Origin of the sequence: uncultured Maritalea sp. (genome assembly GCF_937139385.1) — a bacterium.
Classification (GTDB): domain Bacteria; phylum Pseudomonadota; class Alphaproteobacteria; order Rhizobiales; family Devosiaceae; genus Maritalea; species Maritalea porphyrae_A.
On the sequence record NZ_CAKZPW010000342.1, the window covers coordinates 1 to 15,064 of the forward strand.

At 51.1% G+C, this 15,064-nt stretch carries 15 protein-coding genes; 7 read left to right on the forward strand and 8 right to left on the reverse strand.

Annotation, left to right across the window (positions count from 1 at the left end; genetic code table 11):
- The 3 genes from Q0231_RS13855 to Q0231_RS13865 form a co-directional block, all read right to left on the reverse strand.
- Positions 1–192: hypothetical protein (locus Q0231_RS13855; RefSeq protein WP_299348256.1), on the reverse strand; the 192-nt coding region annotated here is incomplete at its 3' end.
- Between the two features lie 23 nt (positions 193–215).
- Positions 216–1,091: a S49 family peptidase gene (locus tag Q0231_RS13860; RefSeq protein ID WP_269392493.1), complete on the reverse strand. Its 876-nt coding sequence runs from the start codon at positions 1,089–1,091 to the stop codon at positions 216–218.
- Between the two features lie 53 nt (positions 1,092–1,144).
- Positions 1,145–1,930: a methyltransferase gene (locus tag Q0231_RS13865; protein ID WP_269392494.1), complete on the reverse strand. Its 786-nt coding sequence runs from the start codon at positions 1,928–1,930 to the stop codon at positions 1,145–1,147.
- 179 nt (positions 1,931–2,109) lie between these two features.
- On the opposite strand from Q0231_RS13865, the gene Q0231_RS13870 reads away from it, so the two are divergent.
- Entirely contained in the window at positions 2,110–3,126 is a 1,017-nt protein-coding gene (locus Q0231_RS13870; protein WP_269392495.1) for a polyprenyl synthetase family protein, read from the forward strand.
- Here the strand turns inward: Q0231_RS13870 and Q0231_RS13875 are convergent.
- From Q0231_RS13875 to Q0231_RS13885, 3 genes are all read right to left on the reverse strand, one after another.
- Positions 3,123–3,593 carry a BLUF domain-containing protein gene (locus tag Q0231_RS13875; RefSeq protein WP_269392496.1) on the reverse strand — a complete coding sequence of 157 codons (471 nt, stop codon included), beginning with the start codon at positions 3,591–3,593 and terminating at the stop codon, positions 3,123–3,125. The genes Q0231_RS13870 and Q0231_RS13875 overlap by 4 nt on opposite strands.
- A 114-nt stretch (positions 3,594–3,707) precedes the next feature.
- On the reverse strand, positions 3,708–4,574 hold the full coding sequence (locus Q0231_RS13880) for a 4-(cytidine 5'-diphospho)-2-C-methyl-D-erythritol kinase (RefSeq protein ID WP_299348262.1): 867 nt from the start codon (positions 4,572–4,574) through the stop codon (positions 3,708–3,710).
- A gap of 5 nt (positions 4,575–4,579) precedes the next feature.
- The gene (locus Q0231_RS13885; protein WP_299348265.1) at positions 4,580–6,289 is read right to left on the reverse strand and encodes a tetratricopeptide repeat protein; all 1,710 of its coding nucleotides are present in this window, start codon (positions 6,287–6,289) and stop codon (positions 4,580–4,582) included.
- A gap of 179 nt (positions 6,290–6,468) precedes the next feature.
- Between Q0231_RS13885 and Q0231_RS13890 the strand changes: the two genes are divergently transcribed.
- The 4 genes from Q0231_RS13890 (at position 6,469) to Q0231_RS13905 (ending at position 10,700) form a co-directional block, all read left to right on the forward strand.
- Positions 6,469–7,284 (forward strand): uracil-DNA glycosylase, encoded by an 816-nt coding sequence (locus Q0231_RS13890; RefSeq protein ID WP_299348268.1) that lies wholly within the window; start codon positions 6,469–6,471, stop codon positions 7,282–7,284.
- 98 nt (positions 7,285–7,382) lie between these two features.
- Positions 7,383–7,919 (forward strand): molybdenum cofactor biosynthesis protein B, encoded by a 537-nt coding sequence (moaB, locus tag Q0231_RS13895; RefSeq protein WP_269392500.1) that lies wholly within the window; start codon positions 7,383–7,385, stop codon positions 7,917–7,919.
- A gap of 115 nt (positions 7,920–8,034) precedes the next feature.
- A complete protein-coding gene (locus Q0231_RS13900) occupies positions 8,035–9,189 on the forward strand; it encodes a PA0069 family radical SAM protein (RefSeq protein WP_299348271.1) in 1,155 nt (384 codons plus the stop codon).
- Between the two features lie 125 nt (positions 9,190–9,314).
- Positions 9,315–10,700 carry a multicopper oxidase family protein gene (locus Q0231_RS13905; RefSeq protein WP_299348274.1) on the forward strand — a complete coding sequence of 462 codons (1,386 nt, stop codon included), beginning with the start codon at positions 9,315–9,317 and terminating at the stop codon, positions 10,698–10,700.
- Positions 10,701–10,721: 21 nt separating this feature from the next.
- On the opposite strand, the gene Q0231_RS13910 is transcribed toward Q0231_RS13905, so the two are convergent.
- Together Q0231_RS13910 and Q0231_RS13915 are read right to left on the reverse strand one after the other, a co-directional pair.
- Positions 10,722–12,089: a tryptophanase gene (locus tag Q0231_RS13910; RefSeq protein ID WP_299348277.1), complete on the reverse strand. Its 1,368-nt coding sequence runs from the start codon at positions 12,087–12,089 to the stop codon at positions 10,722–10,724.
- 169 nt (positions 12,090–12,258) lie between these two features.
- The gene (locus Q0231_RS13915) at positions 12,259–13,272 is read right to left on the reverse strand and encodes an AraC family transcriptional regulator (RefSeq protein ID WP_269392504.1); all 1,014 of its coding nucleotides are present in this window, start codon (positions 13,270–13,272) and stop codon (positions 12,259–12,261) included.
- Between the two features lie 167 nt (positions 13,273–13,439).
- On the opposite strand from Q0231_RS13915, the gene Q0231_RS13920 reads away from it, so the two are divergent.
- Positions 13,440–14,639, forward strand: coding sequence for a multidrug effflux MFS transporter (locus Q0231_RS13920; protein ID WP_269392505.1), 1,200 nt, complete (start codon positions 13,440–13,442; stop codon positions 14,637–14,639).
- 93 nt (positions 14,640–14,732) lie between these two features.
- On the forward strand, positions 14,733–15,064 hold a 332-nt coding region (locus tag Q0231_RS13925; protein ID WP_299348280.1), incomplete at its 3' end, for a hypothetical protein.

Below are 15,064 nucleotides of genomic sequence, written 5' to 3' on the forward strand. Positions count from 1 at the left end.
GGGGCGGAAAACCCCATCCTTTGGATCTCGCCTCAAGTCCACGATGTCTGAGCGCTTGCGGTCTTTACGATCGCGCTTGAGTTTGTCTTTGTCCGCCTCATCAAAATAGTCCATTACGTTGCGCCGAATGGCGCGCACACCATAAATGATGGCAGCAATGATGATCACGAAAGTGATTACTCTTAGCCACATATGCGCGCTCTCCTTTTTGCCCGCTAAAGCCCGAATCGGCTCCACATTGACTTGGCCTCAACTGAAGCAATCAAATCATCCGTAAAGCTGCCCTCTGCGCCATTTATTTGCATAAAGGGCAATCGCGGCATACTAAAAAACGGTCTTTTGGGTGTGATCCGTTCCAGTTTTACTTTTTTGCCGAACTTCTCGCGCAGCACTTCGTGCATGTCGCCCAATCGATCCACAAGACCAAACTCAATGCCGGTTTTTGCGGTCCAAAATTCGCCGGTGAACAGGTCTTGATTTTCCATGTCTAGCTTATCGCCACGGCGCGATTTCACATAATCGATAAAGACATCATGGATATCGAGCTGCAGTTTTTTAAGCCGGTCAATGTCGGCTTTTTTCTCGGGCAGAAATGGATCAAGCGTCGATTTGTTTTTGCCCGCCGTATAAAGACGGCGCTTCACGCCAATCTTTTCAATAGCATCTTCAAAGCCAAAGCTGGCGGAAATGACCCCGATAGAGCCAACGATGGAAGATGGATCAGCAATAATTTCGTCGCCCGCACTGGCGATAAAGTAGCCACCTGAGGCCGCCACGTCTTCAATGAATACCAAGACTTGCTTATTCTTCTCAGCCGCTAGGTCGCGAATATACTTTGCGACCAATCGCGATTGAACGGGCGATCCACCGGGCGAATTGATGATGATAGCCACTGCCGGCGCGCGTTTTATCGAAAAGGCCCGTTTAAGCAAAGGCGCTGAATTGTGAATATTGATGCGGTCCGGGCGCGATGCAGATTCGATTACACCTGAGAGGCGCACGACAGGGATCACCGTTCTGTCCCGACCCAACAGGCGCACATGCCAAGGTGCTGGAACAACAGATTGGTCTTGTTCATTGCTGATGGTCATACATAATCCCCTAGAAGCTTCTTGTTGCCGTAATGTAGGCATGATTTGCGCTTCTACCAGTGGAGTTGCGCTTTTCCCATCAAAATACTTTGTACTTGGGGCGAAAACTCTCGCCCCGTTTCCCCGTGCAAATGTAAGGGGCTAAGCAAAGTTGTGGGTGCCTTCGACCCTTTTTGGCCGCGCAGTAATACACGCGATGCGGGTTGGCCTGGGCGCGATACGATGGGCAGGATCGAGATATTGCCAATGCGCCGATCATATGCGCGCAACAAATCATTGATCGCTTCTGCGCGGTGAATAAAGATAATCTCAGCGGTTGCGGACGCTGCGCTAACCGCCACTTTCACCCATTTTTCCAAACAATGTTTGGCATGGGCGTGAGCTTGCGCGCCATATTGGTCTTGGGGCAAAGACACGGACTTATCGTCAAAATAGGGTGGATTGGCGATTACGCAGTCAAAATGATCAGGTTTCAAACCGGCGGCTTCGCGCTCAGGCCCTTTCGCCATGATATCGACTTGGCTGATCTTGGCGCGGTCGCTAAGGCCGTTGTTTGTAGCATTAATTTGGCAAAGCTCAACCGCTTCGGGCGATAATTCAGCCATGTGGGCGCAAAGCTTTGGGTGGTGAACAAGCGCTGTGAGTGTGGCAACGCCCACCCCGGCGCCCAACTCCAAAAGATGGTTTGTGGCGTCGGAAACTGATGCGCCCAACAATACGCTATCAACCCCAGCCCGAAAACCTTTTTTGGGCTGCAGCACCGCCAGCTCACCACCAAGGAATGCGTCCTGTGTGACATATTGCTGTTTTACATTCGCTTGTGGCTGGTCTAGGGACATGTAAAGTGCGCTGCAAATGGTTGTTGACGTTGACGATCAATGCAAACTTATAGCATAGCCATAGCCTTTGGTACCAATTGCAACAAGATGATTTGCGAAATGCAACGCTGTAGCTTAAAGCTCCCATGCGGGATAACTGGAAATACGGATGCGTTTTTGACGCGTTGGGGCGAGTAGACATGAGCACAATGGAAGCAACTGCTGCAAAAATTATTGATCAACCGATTGTTGATCAACTTGTCGCGCACACCTCTGTCGAAATGGAAGAGGTCAACAAGCTCTTGCTTTCGCGCGTGGGGTCACACGTTCAAATGGTTCCCGACATCGCCAACTATCTCATTTCCGCTGGTGGCAAACGTTTACGTCCTATGCTCACTGTTGCAGCTGCGATGATGTTCGAGCCCAAAGGGCAGCAGCACATTTCCTACGCCGCAGCAGTGGAATTCATGCATACGGCCACGTTGCTGCATGACGATGTGGTTGATGAAAGCGACAAACGACGCGGCCAGGACGCGCCCCGAAAGATTTGGGGCAACGCAGCAAGCGTGCTTGTTGGCGACTTCTTGTTGGGCCAAGCGTTTATGATGATGGTGGACGCCGGCAATTTGGAAGCGCTGGGCATTCTTTCCCGCTCTGCCGCCATCATTGCGGAAGGGGAAGTTTTTCAGCTTACCAATGCAAAAGATGCAAACACCAAAGTTGATGATTATTTTGAAGTTATCAAAGCTAAAACGGCTGCGCTTTTTGAAGCCGCTACTGAAGTTGGCGCAATGGCTGGCGGAGCCAACTTGGCGGATCGTTCAGCGCTGAAAACCTATGGTGCGCAATTAGGCATTGCTTTCCAATTGGTCGATGATGCCCTCGACTATGGTGGCGTGTCCGGCACAATTGGCAAAAATGTGGGCGACGATTTGCGCGAAGGCAAAATGACGCTGCCCGTACTGCATGCCTTGCAAAACGCTTCAACTACAGACGCACAGTTTATTCGCGAGAATTTGGGCAACCAAGACGCGAGTGAAAAAGCGGTGTCACGTGTGGTTGGCATATTACAGAGTTGCGGTGCCCTGCAGACCACACTGGATCGCGCTTACGAACATGCGGATTTGGCAAAGGCCGCGCTTGCGCCACTGGCCGAGCGCAATGGTGCGCGTATCCTCATAGAGATCGCAGATTACTGCGTTGAACGCGCAGCCTAGGCGCTTTTGCTAAACTCTTCCAGAATTTGCGCACGCCAATCGTCTTTCTTAAAACGTCTCAGCACTCGCATGGCGATTGAGTCTCCAATTGACTTTTTATCGAGCTCTTTCAGGTAATCGACATAGCCCTTCAATCCTCGGCTGCTTTCATCTGAATCGATATAGGCCATTGACCAATCATTGAACTCGAGTTCACCAACACCATGACGCAACAAAAGTTTCACGTTGCGGTGTCGTGGGTCGGTTTTAATGCGCATGAAGATCGCTTCCACAGCAATCCGCGGGCCTTCCAGCACCTGCAAAAAACAATTGTCGTGATAAACAAGCAAGCCACCAACATCGACGCTATGATTGTTCTTGCGTGAGATGTGAAGCAAATCACGGATCTCGTCCCTTGTCAGGCGACGGGTGCCCAAGCTCGCGTATATTATTTGAAAAGGTTGCAGCATGTTCTCGTTTGATATCATCGCAACTCTCCCTCACTTTCTTACAAGGTCAGTGTTGCACATGGGTTTTGAGAAATGGTCGAGAGCCTTGCTAAAAGTGTAACTATTAAACTGTTAAGTAGTTTTGCTTTGATCTCAGATAATCGGGGATTGTGCGACCCAAGAATTTGGGAACTCTTGGTGCATTTGCTGTGCGGCAGACATGGCCTGTACTTCTGCTCCAAATACACCAAACACCGTTGCGCCAGAGCCGGACATACGAGACAATATGCACCCTGGCAGGTGCGCCATTTCGCGTGTTAGTTCAGCGATCTGCGGCACTATTTGAATGGCAGGTATTTCTAAATCGTTGCGTGTGTCTTGCAGCCAAAGCGCCAGCGCAGCGCTATGCTCTACTTGTGTTGGCAAGGGAGGCATTTGCGGATTGGACTTTGATTTCAGTTGCCTAAAAATCTGTGCCGTTGGCACGCCAACCCCAGGGTTTGCCAATACCAGCTGCAGCTTGGGGAAAGGATCAACAACCTGAATTTTTTCACCGACACCACCAATGATGCATGTGCGAGAAAACAAACACATGGGAACATCGGCACCAAGTTCCAAGGCCACCTCTGATAGCTCTGCGATTGAGATATCGCTTTGGGACATGCGCGCTGCCATGCGCAACGTGGCTGCAGCATCAGCAGATCCGCCACCTATGCCAGCGGCCACAGGCAGCATTTTCTCCAGTGTAATGTCTAGCCCATCGGGCAAAGACTTGGGCCAATGATGCCGAAACAGGTCCAGCGCCTTGAGAATAATATTAGACCCTTCGCCCACCAATGCTTTGGCAAACGGCCCGGTTACACCAAGTCGATCTTTCTTTGATTCGCGCGCCGTCAATTCGTCACACAATTTGGTGAAAACCGTTAGGCCCTGCAATTGATGGTAGCCTTTGGGCGTCTGTCCCACTACATGCAAGGAGAGATTAATCTTTGCTGGCGCAGGCTCCGTCCAAACACTCATAAATGCTAACCCGCATCAGCCTGTTCTGCATCAGCGTTCAAGCCATCCGCAATTTTGGCGTCAAGTTTTAGGGCCAATTCCTCGTCAGGTTTCATTTCTTTGGCTTTCGCCCATTGAAAGCCAGCTTCGCGTTTGCGGCCAACGTGCCAATATGCATCGCCTAGATGATCATTAATGGTGGCGTCGCTTGGGGTGAGCCGATTTGCGCGTTCCAGCGTTTCAACGGCATCATCGTATCGACCGAGTTGAAAATAGGCCCAGCCAAGGCTATCAACAATATACCCATCGTTTGGGCGCAGGCTGACGGCTGTTTCAATCATTTCCAGAGCTTCGACTAAATTGATACCTTGATCGACCCAGCTATATCCCAAATAGTTAAGGACTTGGGGCTGATCGGGATAGAGCTCCAGCGCTTGTTTGAAGTCAGCTTCCGCCAACTCCCACCTCTTTTGCCTCTCGTACGCAATGCCACGCACATAATAAATGTGCCAATCGACGAGCCTTTCGCCACCCGTCAGTTTCAGAACCCTAGAATATGCCTCGCCAGCTTCCTCATAGCGCTTTTCAAAACGCAATGTGTCGCCAAGTGCTGTTATCGCCGTTACATCATCTGGACGCAGCGCCACAATATTGCGCAACCGCTTAATCGCGGCTTCGCTTTGATCCAATGCGCGCAGGTTTTCTGCGCTGCGCACCAATGCTGAATAATAATGCAGTGAATTTTTTGGTATGTTTTCGTAAATTGCGTTGGCTTCTTCATACCGCTCAGCGGTTTCCAAAAAGTCAGCCGTTGCAAAGGCGATCTGGACAGATTTTGGATTTATGTAGCCCGCCAAGCGCACCAACATTAACGAAGGCTCTGAGGCCCCTTCACGCGAAAGAGCCGAAGAAAGGCCGCGCAATAACTCTGCTGTTCCTTCTTGAGCGTTTTCCGTGAAACGCCCCGGCCGTTTCTTCGCTGCAACGACTAGAGCCAATTGCTCAATTTCTTCATTGGTAACGCCGCGCTCAAGCAAGCGGTTGATTACCTCAAGAGATTGATCGAACTCACCGTTGTTGGCCAAAAAGCGTGCGTAAGCCTCAACAATTGAAAAAACATATGGATCGACCTCATAGGCTTGCTCGTAAAGCGCGCGGGCTTTCTCTTTGTCGCCACTAACATCGGCCATCAAGGCATGTTGGAACACCAAAAAGGTTCGAAATCCATCTTGAGTAATCGATCCGATAGTCTTATAGGCCTTCGCCTTTTCGCCATTCCCCACATGGTTCCACGCCAGAACCACATTCGATGTAATGCCGTAAAGCGTATTGAGGGATGCGCCACTTAAACTGGTTTCAACCGATTTGTAGCGTCGCTCTTTAAGGGCAACAACGCCAAGCACCAATTTTGAGATTTCATAATTGGGCGCTGCTTCAATAAGGCGACGCGCAACGGTTTCGGCCTTTGCCACCTGCCCCGATGCCAAAAGCGCCTTGAAGGTGCGCTCCTGCAACACAACATTGTCCCAGTCCATGTCCAGCGCATTTTCAAAGTAAGCGGCGGCCACTTTGTTGCGTCTATCTTCGTAGGCCCCCCGGCCTGCCAAAAAGCTGCCTGAAACTGAAGGTGGTGTCACCATGAAGCTTGTCGTATCTGACATTTCCTGCGCAGCAACAAAACCGTTCGCTCCAATCGCCGAAATGGACAAACCAACAATCGCGGGAATCAACTTCATTTTAATGTTCACAAAACGCGGCTTTCTTTATCAACTGAATCGGTGGGTCACCTTTTGCCCCGAGATTGGCCATTTTATGGCAGCCGCGCAACCGTTTAGGTGCAATTCTTTGTTTACAGTAGCAGTTCTTTGACAACTCGCTCATGACATTGGTCGATCTAGCGTGATATGATCTTGATATGCAAGAAAGTGGGAATGACATTGGTGTAATGCGCGCGGCCCTAGAATGGTACAGCGCAATGGGCGTCGACATGGCGCTCAGCGACGAGCCCGTCGATCGATTTGCTGCGCCTGCGAGTGTGCAAAAAACAGCACCGGCGTCCATGCCATCAGGTGCCCAAACGACTACCGATGCACCCGCCCCCACGCAAACGCATATGCAGCCTGAGGTCCACAATGTGGAAGAGGCAAAGGCCCTCGCCGCGGCGGCAACCACTCTAGATGCGTTGCGGGAAGCTATGGATGGTTTTGAGGGCTGTCCGTTAAAACACCGCGCAACCAATTTGGTTTTTGCGGCTGGAAACCCAGACGCAGACATTATGCTGGTGGGCGAAGCACCTGGCCGTGAAGAGGACATGCAAGGTGCGCCTTTTGTTGGCCGGTCTGGTGAATTGCTTGATCGCATTCTCGCAGCAATTGGGCTTAATCGCGAGAAAGTTTTTATCGCCAATACCTTACCGTGGAGACCACCGGGCAACCGCAATCCAACGCCCGCGGAAACCGCGGTTTGTTTGCCTTTTTTGGTGCGGCAGGTTGAATTGGTTGCACCCAAGGTTATCGTGACCATGGGCGGTGCCGCTTCAAAAACACTGTTGAAGACCGAGGCCGGTATTTTGCGTCTGCGAGGCAAGTGGAAAGATATTGAAGTGGGAGAACATTCCTGCACTTCAATCGCCACATTGCACCCCACTTATTTATTAAGTCAACCTGCACAAAAAGCATTGGTGTGGCGCGATATGTTGAGCTTGAAAGCCAAAATGGCGACGTTTGAATAACGTGTGCCGAATTCAGATTTGTTTGTTCTAAATCATTGAAGCAGCCCGCTTGGGATGGCAATGTCTGCGTCAAAAATCTCAATTGGAGTTCGCCACAAATGTACAAATCAAAAATTGACCAGTCTCAGGATATGGTGAAACTGAACTTTGCCATCCTTGCCGTGTCAGACACGCGCACGCTTGAAACTGACGATTCTGGTGCACTGCTCAAAGAGATGATTAGTGAAAGCGGCCATATGGTTTTGGATCGGGACATTGTGACGGATGACCAGCAATTGATCCGCCAAAAAGTGCAGAACTGGATTGTGAACAAAGACATTGATGTGGTGATCACCACCGGTGGCACTGGCTTTTCGCAACGCGATGTTACCCCCGAGGCATTGGAGCCCCTGTTTGACAAAGTGATGGACGGTTTTTCTGTTCTATTTCACCAATATTCGGCTGCTCAAATTGGCACATCGACCATTCAAAGTCGCGCCACGGGCGGATTGGCGGGAGAGACTTTGATCTTTTGTTTGCCCGGTTCACGCGGAGCTTGCCGGGATGGTTGGCAGGGCGTGATCAATTTCCAACTCGATTCGCGGCATAAGCCTTGCAACTTTTTGGAAGTTTTGCCGAAGTATTCTTCGCGGTAATAGCGTTTATACTTCAGCACGTTAGCTGACATCGCAAAATCGCGATTGACAATTTGTTCTCATTTTGTTCTATTCTAGTGGAACGATTTGTTAACCCTTTGATCGCGAGGTGAAAATGGCTATTCATGCAGCTTTCCCGCCACCGCCAGACAGTTTGGCCCGCATTGCCAAAAGCGCTGATGGCGACATATTGGCAAGTAAAATGGTTTCGCCAAATCGCAATCGCGGTCGGGGTGCGCAGAGCAATTTGTCGGGACGATTTGAGGTATTCCAAAATGAGAGTTTTGATGATGGCTGGCAATCCTTAGAAGCATTGGCTGATTTTAAAACCAATGTGCGCGAAGAGCGTGCGAAGTCGATTATTACCAAAAACGAGTCTCCGGACCTAAATTTTGATCGATCCATCAATCCTTATCGCGGTTGCGAGCATGGTTGTTCATATTGTTTTGCGCGCCAGACCCACGCCTATTTGGGCCATTCGGCAGGTATTGATTTTGAGCGTGAGCTTTACGCCAAAACCAACGCGGCAGAGCGGTTGCGCGAAGAATTGAGCCGCAAAAAATATACGCCAAAACCAATAGCCATTGGCACCAATACCGACCCCTATCAACCGATTGAGCGTGAACGCAAGATCATGCGGGAAATCTTGGAGGTCTTGATTGAGTTCAAGCACCCCGTGACTATTGTCACCAAATCCGCGCTTGTGGTGCGGGACTTAGATTTGTTGACCGAACTGGCCGAACAAAACCTCGTGCATGTGGCTATGTCGATCACCACGCTTGATCGCAAGCTTTGTCGGGAATTGGAGCCGCGTGCTTCCACACCTTCCAAACGGCTTGAAGCTGTTGAATTGCTCAGCCAATCAGGCATTCCCACGATGGTGATGGCGGCACCGATTATTCCCGCGATCAATGACAGTGAATTGGAAAAAATTCTTGATGCCGCCGCCGCGCAAGGCGCAACGGCAGCAGGTATGATCATGCTGCGATTGCCGGGCGAAGTGCGCAATATTTTCCGCGAATGGCTGTTGCGCTTTTACCCAGACAAATTGCGTCATGTGCTCAATTTGGTGCGAGATGTACGCGGTGGACGCAACAATGATCCGCGCTTTGGGTCACGCATGTCGGGGCAAGGGCCTTATGCTTATGCCTTGCAGCGTCGGTTTGAATTGGCCATGAACCGCAACGGTTTGAAAAAGCGCTTGCCTCATTTGCGGACAGACCTCTTCACACAACCCGAAGTCCCAGAAGATCAATTGAGCTTGTTCTAGGCTAAAAAGTCTTAGATGGGACAATTTGTACATTGGCTGGCAAACCTGACTGGTTTAAGCTGGCTGACAAATGGGGCCATCCATTTTTACAGGTCGCGCTGTGAAACTGACTTTAGGAATATAGAATGTTGGGCATGTCACGCCGCGAGTTTTTGTTGGGGTCCGCTGCGACCTTTGCAGCCTCTTCAACGACCTATGCGATCGCCAAAAATGCGCTTTCAGCAGATTTACAATTACCGCTCAACTATTTGAGTCATGAAATTGTGCCGGGCAAAATCACCGAGCACATGATGGGCTTTGGCATTGGTGGACCGGCGCCAACTATTCGTTTCAAACAGCATCAGACCAAAACCATTGACGTCGTGAACAATCTGCGCGAGGCCAGCATCGTACATTGGCACGGTTTGCGGCACCAAAATGATATGGATGGTGTGCCCTATCTTACTCAAAAGCCCATCGAAATGGGGGAGAGATTTCGCTATAATGTCACTTCCCCAGATGCGGGTACATTTTGGTATCACCCCCATTGCAACACACTTGATCAGATGGGGCGCGGCATGACCGGCCTTTTGATTGTGGAGGAGCTTGAGGACCCGGGTTTTGACCATGATCTGGCGCTCAACATCCGCGATTTCCGGTTGGGCACTGACGGGCAGTTCGTCGCCATGTTTAAGCCAAGACTTGCAGCACGAGGCGGCACGCTAGGCACCGTTTCAACGGTAAATTGGCAGGTTCAGCCCACCTATGATTTTCCCGCTGGCAGTCTTGTGCGATTGCGCCTAGCGGTAACCGACGTTACCCGGGTGGGCAACTACCAAATCTCCGGTGCAGACGCGCATGTGATCGCCCTTGATTCCCATCCAGTTCCGCAGCCACTGCCAGCATCTGACATTTTGCTCGCCCCTGGCCAACGCGCTGATGTGGCATTGCGTATGCCCGACAAAGAAGGCGAGGTAGCGGAACTGTTTTTAAATATTCTGTCCGGCCCCCGTTTGATGGCCACATTCCGCTCGGTTGGCCCTTCGCTAGGGCGCTCTTTGGCAGAACTCAAACAGTTACCTCGCAACCCTGTGAAAGAACCGGACCTGGCCAATGCCGAGATTTTGGATTTCACTTTCGGCTGGACACCGGATGGGGCCGAACCATTGCAAAGCATTTGCGGCTCATTGGGCTATGTTTTTTGGTCTATCAACCGCAAGCCTTGGCTTGGCGACACACCCGGCCCACTTGACCCGCTAGCGACAATGAAGTTGGGCAAAAGCTATATTTTGCGCCTGCGCAACAATACGCCAAACGACCATCCGATCCATTTGCATGGTTTGGCGTTTAAACTGATCCGGTCTGACAAACGCCAATTGCCGCCGCTTTTTACCGACACGGCGCTGTTGCAGTCCGGTGAAACCATGGATGTGGCCCTTGTTGCTGACAATCCGGGCTATTGGGCTTTCCACTGCCATGTGATTGAGCACCAAAAGACAGGTCTCACCGGATATCTGCGGGTTGAGGGATAACCCCCAACCCGACCGTTATCATCACTCAATTGGTTCAAATTTGGCCGTGAAGTGCCGCATCGCCGGTGGCTCTTCGGTGATCCGGTAACCAGGCAAGGTGCCTTTGATTTCGTTCAACTCCTCAAACACCTCAACGATGTAGTCGGCGTGGGATTGTGTGTAGACACGGCGTGGCATGGCAAGCCGCACAAGGTCCATTGCGGCAGGGTTTTCACGACCGTCGGGCGAACGACCAAACATGACTGTGCCTATTTCGCAGGCGCGAATGCCACCGAGTTCATACAAGGCCACGGCCAACGCTTGCCCGGGGTATTGCAACGGTTTGATGTGCGACAGCCATGAACGCGCATCGACGAATACTGCGTGACCGCCTGCTGGTTTGACTACAGGAATACCAAGCGCGTCCAAGCGCTCAACGACATAGGCGTTCGAGCGGACCCGGTATTTCAAATACTCTTCGTCAACGATTTCGCTCAGCCCTTGCGCAATCGCATCCAGATCGCGCCCGGCTAATCCGCCATAGGTTGGGAACCCTTCGGTCATGATGAGACGATTGCGCGCCTTTTGTGCCAATTCATCGTCGTTGAGCGCCAGCCAGCCACCGATATTGGCGAAAGCGTCCTTTTTTGCACTCATGGTCATGCCGTCGGCCAGCTCAAACATGTCGCGCACGATCTCTTTAATGGAACGTTCGCCCTGCCCTTCTTCACGCTGTTTGATGAAATAGGCGTTCTCGGCAAAGCGACATCCATCAATGATGAAGGGCCGGTTGTATTTGCGCGCCATTTCAGCGGTGGCACGAATATTGGCCAAACTCACCGGCTGGCCGCCCCCTGCATTATTGGTGACTGTAATCATCACGCAAGGCACCGCATCCCCATGTTCTGCAAGAAATGCATCAAGCCGCGCAATGTCGATATTGCCCTTAAAGGGGTGCAAATTTGCCGGGTCTTTGCCTTCAACAATCAGCAGATCATGGGCCTCAGCTCCCGTGCTTTCAATATTGCCGCGGGTGGTATCGAAGTGGGTATTTGAAGGGATCTTTTTGCCCTCGCCGCCCAAAATCGAGAACAGAATTGCTTCTGCGGCGCGGCCTTGGTGGGTGGGAATAATGTGTTTAAAATCCATCAAGTGGCGCACGGCGCTTTCAAAGCGTAAAAACGAAGGTGAACCGGCATAGCTCTCATCACCATTCATCATCGCGCCCCATTGGGCAGCGCTCATGGCGGAGGTGCCGCTGTCTGTCAACAGATCGATCAGCACATCGTCCGAATGCAGGCCGAAAAGATTGTAGTGCGCGTCCTTGGCCAATTGGCGACGCTCTTCAACCGTTGTGAAACGGATCGGCTCGACGGACTTGATGCGGAAAGGTTCTATGATGGTTTTCATTGGGGTTAGCTCCTGTTGCACACCCCATTTGCTCATCAAACGGGGCTGAAACGCCACGGTTGTCGAGCCCATATGGCAGTCGACCGCGTTCAGCGCCCAATATGAATGCCCCGAGCGTATTGTGAGGAAATTGAACTTGCAAGTGCCGCTTTGTCGCAGGGGAAAATTGCTACTCGGGCTTGAACTGGCGTGGGCTATCGCCCGTCCATCGCTTGAACGCACGCGAAAAAGAACTGGCGTCCGCAAAGCCCACCAGATAGGCGGTTTCGTTGACAGAAACCTTGCGGCTGCTCAGATAATCAAGCGCCATAGTTTTGCGCAATTGATCGTGAATTTGTTCAAAATTCACGCCTTCAGTTTTTAGTTTTCGATAAAGCGTTGGCCGACTTTGGTTGAGTTGTTTGGCCACTGTTTCCATTGAAACATCGCCGGTATGCAGCAACGGCAAGAGTATTTGCTCCACCTTGGCCCGCACCGTGTCGGCAGCTTTGAGCGTGCACAGCAAATCCTCTGCGTGGCTTGCCAATGCACCGAACAAATATTGGTTAGAACGCGGCATCGGAATGGCGTTCCAGTCCTCGGCAAACAGCAGTGCATTTTTGTTGGAAGAGAACTCAATCGGGCTTTGCAAATAGTCTTGATATTTTTCGGCATGCGCGGGCGCTGCGTGAGTCATCAAGACCTTAATCACCTTTGGCCGCCCGTCAAAATGGCGGTTGATGTCGCTCACAATGCGAGCAAACGTTGTTTCAGTCAGCTCCGGAAAGGCGTTTGGGGTGGCCCGTTGGTCAACAAACCACACGCCCTGTTTGTCGACAATTTTAGCAAACCGATCACCAGCGCCCGCTAAAGCGACATCATCCACCAGCGGGCCATATCTATTGGCCATGGCAAAAGCATCCGCCATGGTGTTGGACGCTTGTGAGATGATGCCCAGAACTGAGATTTGCTCGAGGTCTGTCCCCGCGCCAAACGCCAGTGCAATTTCTGGCATTTGGCACATGATTTGTGTGTGCTGCATGAGCGATTGATAGGCGTCGAGCGGCACGCGATTGTCCGCGTCTTCAAGTATTACGGGTTGAATGGAGCTTTGGCGCAAAAGTTCGGGTTGGTCAGCACCTTTGGTTTGGGCGAAAGCCAAAAATGCATTTACATATCCCGCCGAAACACTTGCACTTTTCATCTAACCCCCAAATTTCCTTTGCAACGCTCTGATCCCATCGGGCCAAATTTTGACCTGTAAAGCCATGTCCCCATTGCACATAAATGGGTACCCCTTGTCCAAGCTTAAAGTGGATGCGCACCGATTTATATCACGTCGCACCGTTCTGATACTCTTGGAGAATGCCTATGTTGCGTCTTGGTCTCATACTCGGTGTTATCATTTTTGTCGGCTCGATCGCCATTGATATTTACATTCCGGTGATGCCAAACGTGGCCGATGATTTAGGTGCAACGACCCTTAGCATTCAGACAACACTCACCGTCTACTTTTTGTGTTTTGGCGTCGCTCAACTGCTTTATGGCCCCTGGTCAGACAGGGTTGGGCGCAAGCCACCGCTTTATTTTGGGTTGCTCATATTCCTTGTTGGCACCGTGCTTTGTGCGCTTTCGCCAAGTGTTGTTTGGCTGATCGTAGGTCGTGGTCTCCAAGGCCTTGGCAGCGCTTCGCAAATGGTACTGATGCGGGCAGTGGTGCGCGAAAAATATCAAGGTGCGGATGCTGCAAAATTGATGGGGTATGTAATGATGGTCACCGCTATCTCACCACTTATTGCACCACTTTTGGGCAGCATGATCGCACAATATTGGGGCTGGCGTTGGATATTTGGCGGACTTGGAGTGCTGACCCTATTGGCGTTTTTTATTGCGCTTACAATGCTTGAGGAAACCAACCCACTGCTGGCCCGTTCAGTGCTTAAAGCTGCAACGCCTTGGTCCAACGTCATAGCGATATTTCAGGATGGCAATTTCGTCGTGATGACGCTCTTGGGTGCCTTTGGGTTCGCTGGCATGTTCGTCCACATCGCGTCGGGTGCGTTTGTTTATCAGCAATTTTTTGGCCTAACCGCGTTGCAGTTTAGCTTGGTGCTTGGGGCCAACTCCATTTCGTTTTTTGCAACGGCTTTGCTTTCTTCCAACTTGGCAGCGCGATTTGGGAACAACGCCATTTTGATGGTAGGTGCTGCTGGATATGCAGCTTCAACGGGCACAATGGTTTTGCTTGCTTTAATTGGGTTGCTCAAAATCGAAACTCTGATTGGCATAATGTTCCTATCCAACGGATTTTTGGGGCTTTTGATCCCCCTTGCCATGGTATTGTCGCTCAACAAACAAGGTGAGCGCGCAGGGCTCGCATCCTCGGTTGGTGGCACCTTGCAAATGCTGATTGGCGGTGCGGTCATCGGCCTGTTCGGCATCGTTTCTGATGGTTCTCCCCAATCTATGGCGATTGGGTTGTTCGCCTGCGCCGTTCTGGGACTTCTCGTCCAAATTCTAAATCAACGTCTGGCACATGATGAAACCCTCACAGTAAAACCAAGTCTATGAACGCAAGTGCTAAGGCTTTGATCGCTGCGGCCATTCAATGAATTGATGCCAAGAGCTAGGTTTTGATCAGTATTTTCAAACACTGGATCCAGCATGAGCGACACGTTAACTTCCACCCGCAAGACGGGCTTTCTAAACCCAAACAAAACCCTGCAATTATCTGCCAAAGTATGGTTTGTGGTCACCACCATTGGTTTCGCAGTTTTTGGCTATTACATTGTCAAAGTCTACAGTGCAGGCGCATTGCAAGGGGATTGGACTTCTTGGAATACAGTGCTGCCAACCGGTCATGGATTTGTGCCAGGCGACACTTGGGGCAATGTTGCGTTTGCCGCCCATATGATTGTTGCCGCCATTCTAACATTTGGCGGCGCGCTGCAATTGGTGCCAAAAATCCGCGCGAAAGCTGCACCGTTTCACCGATG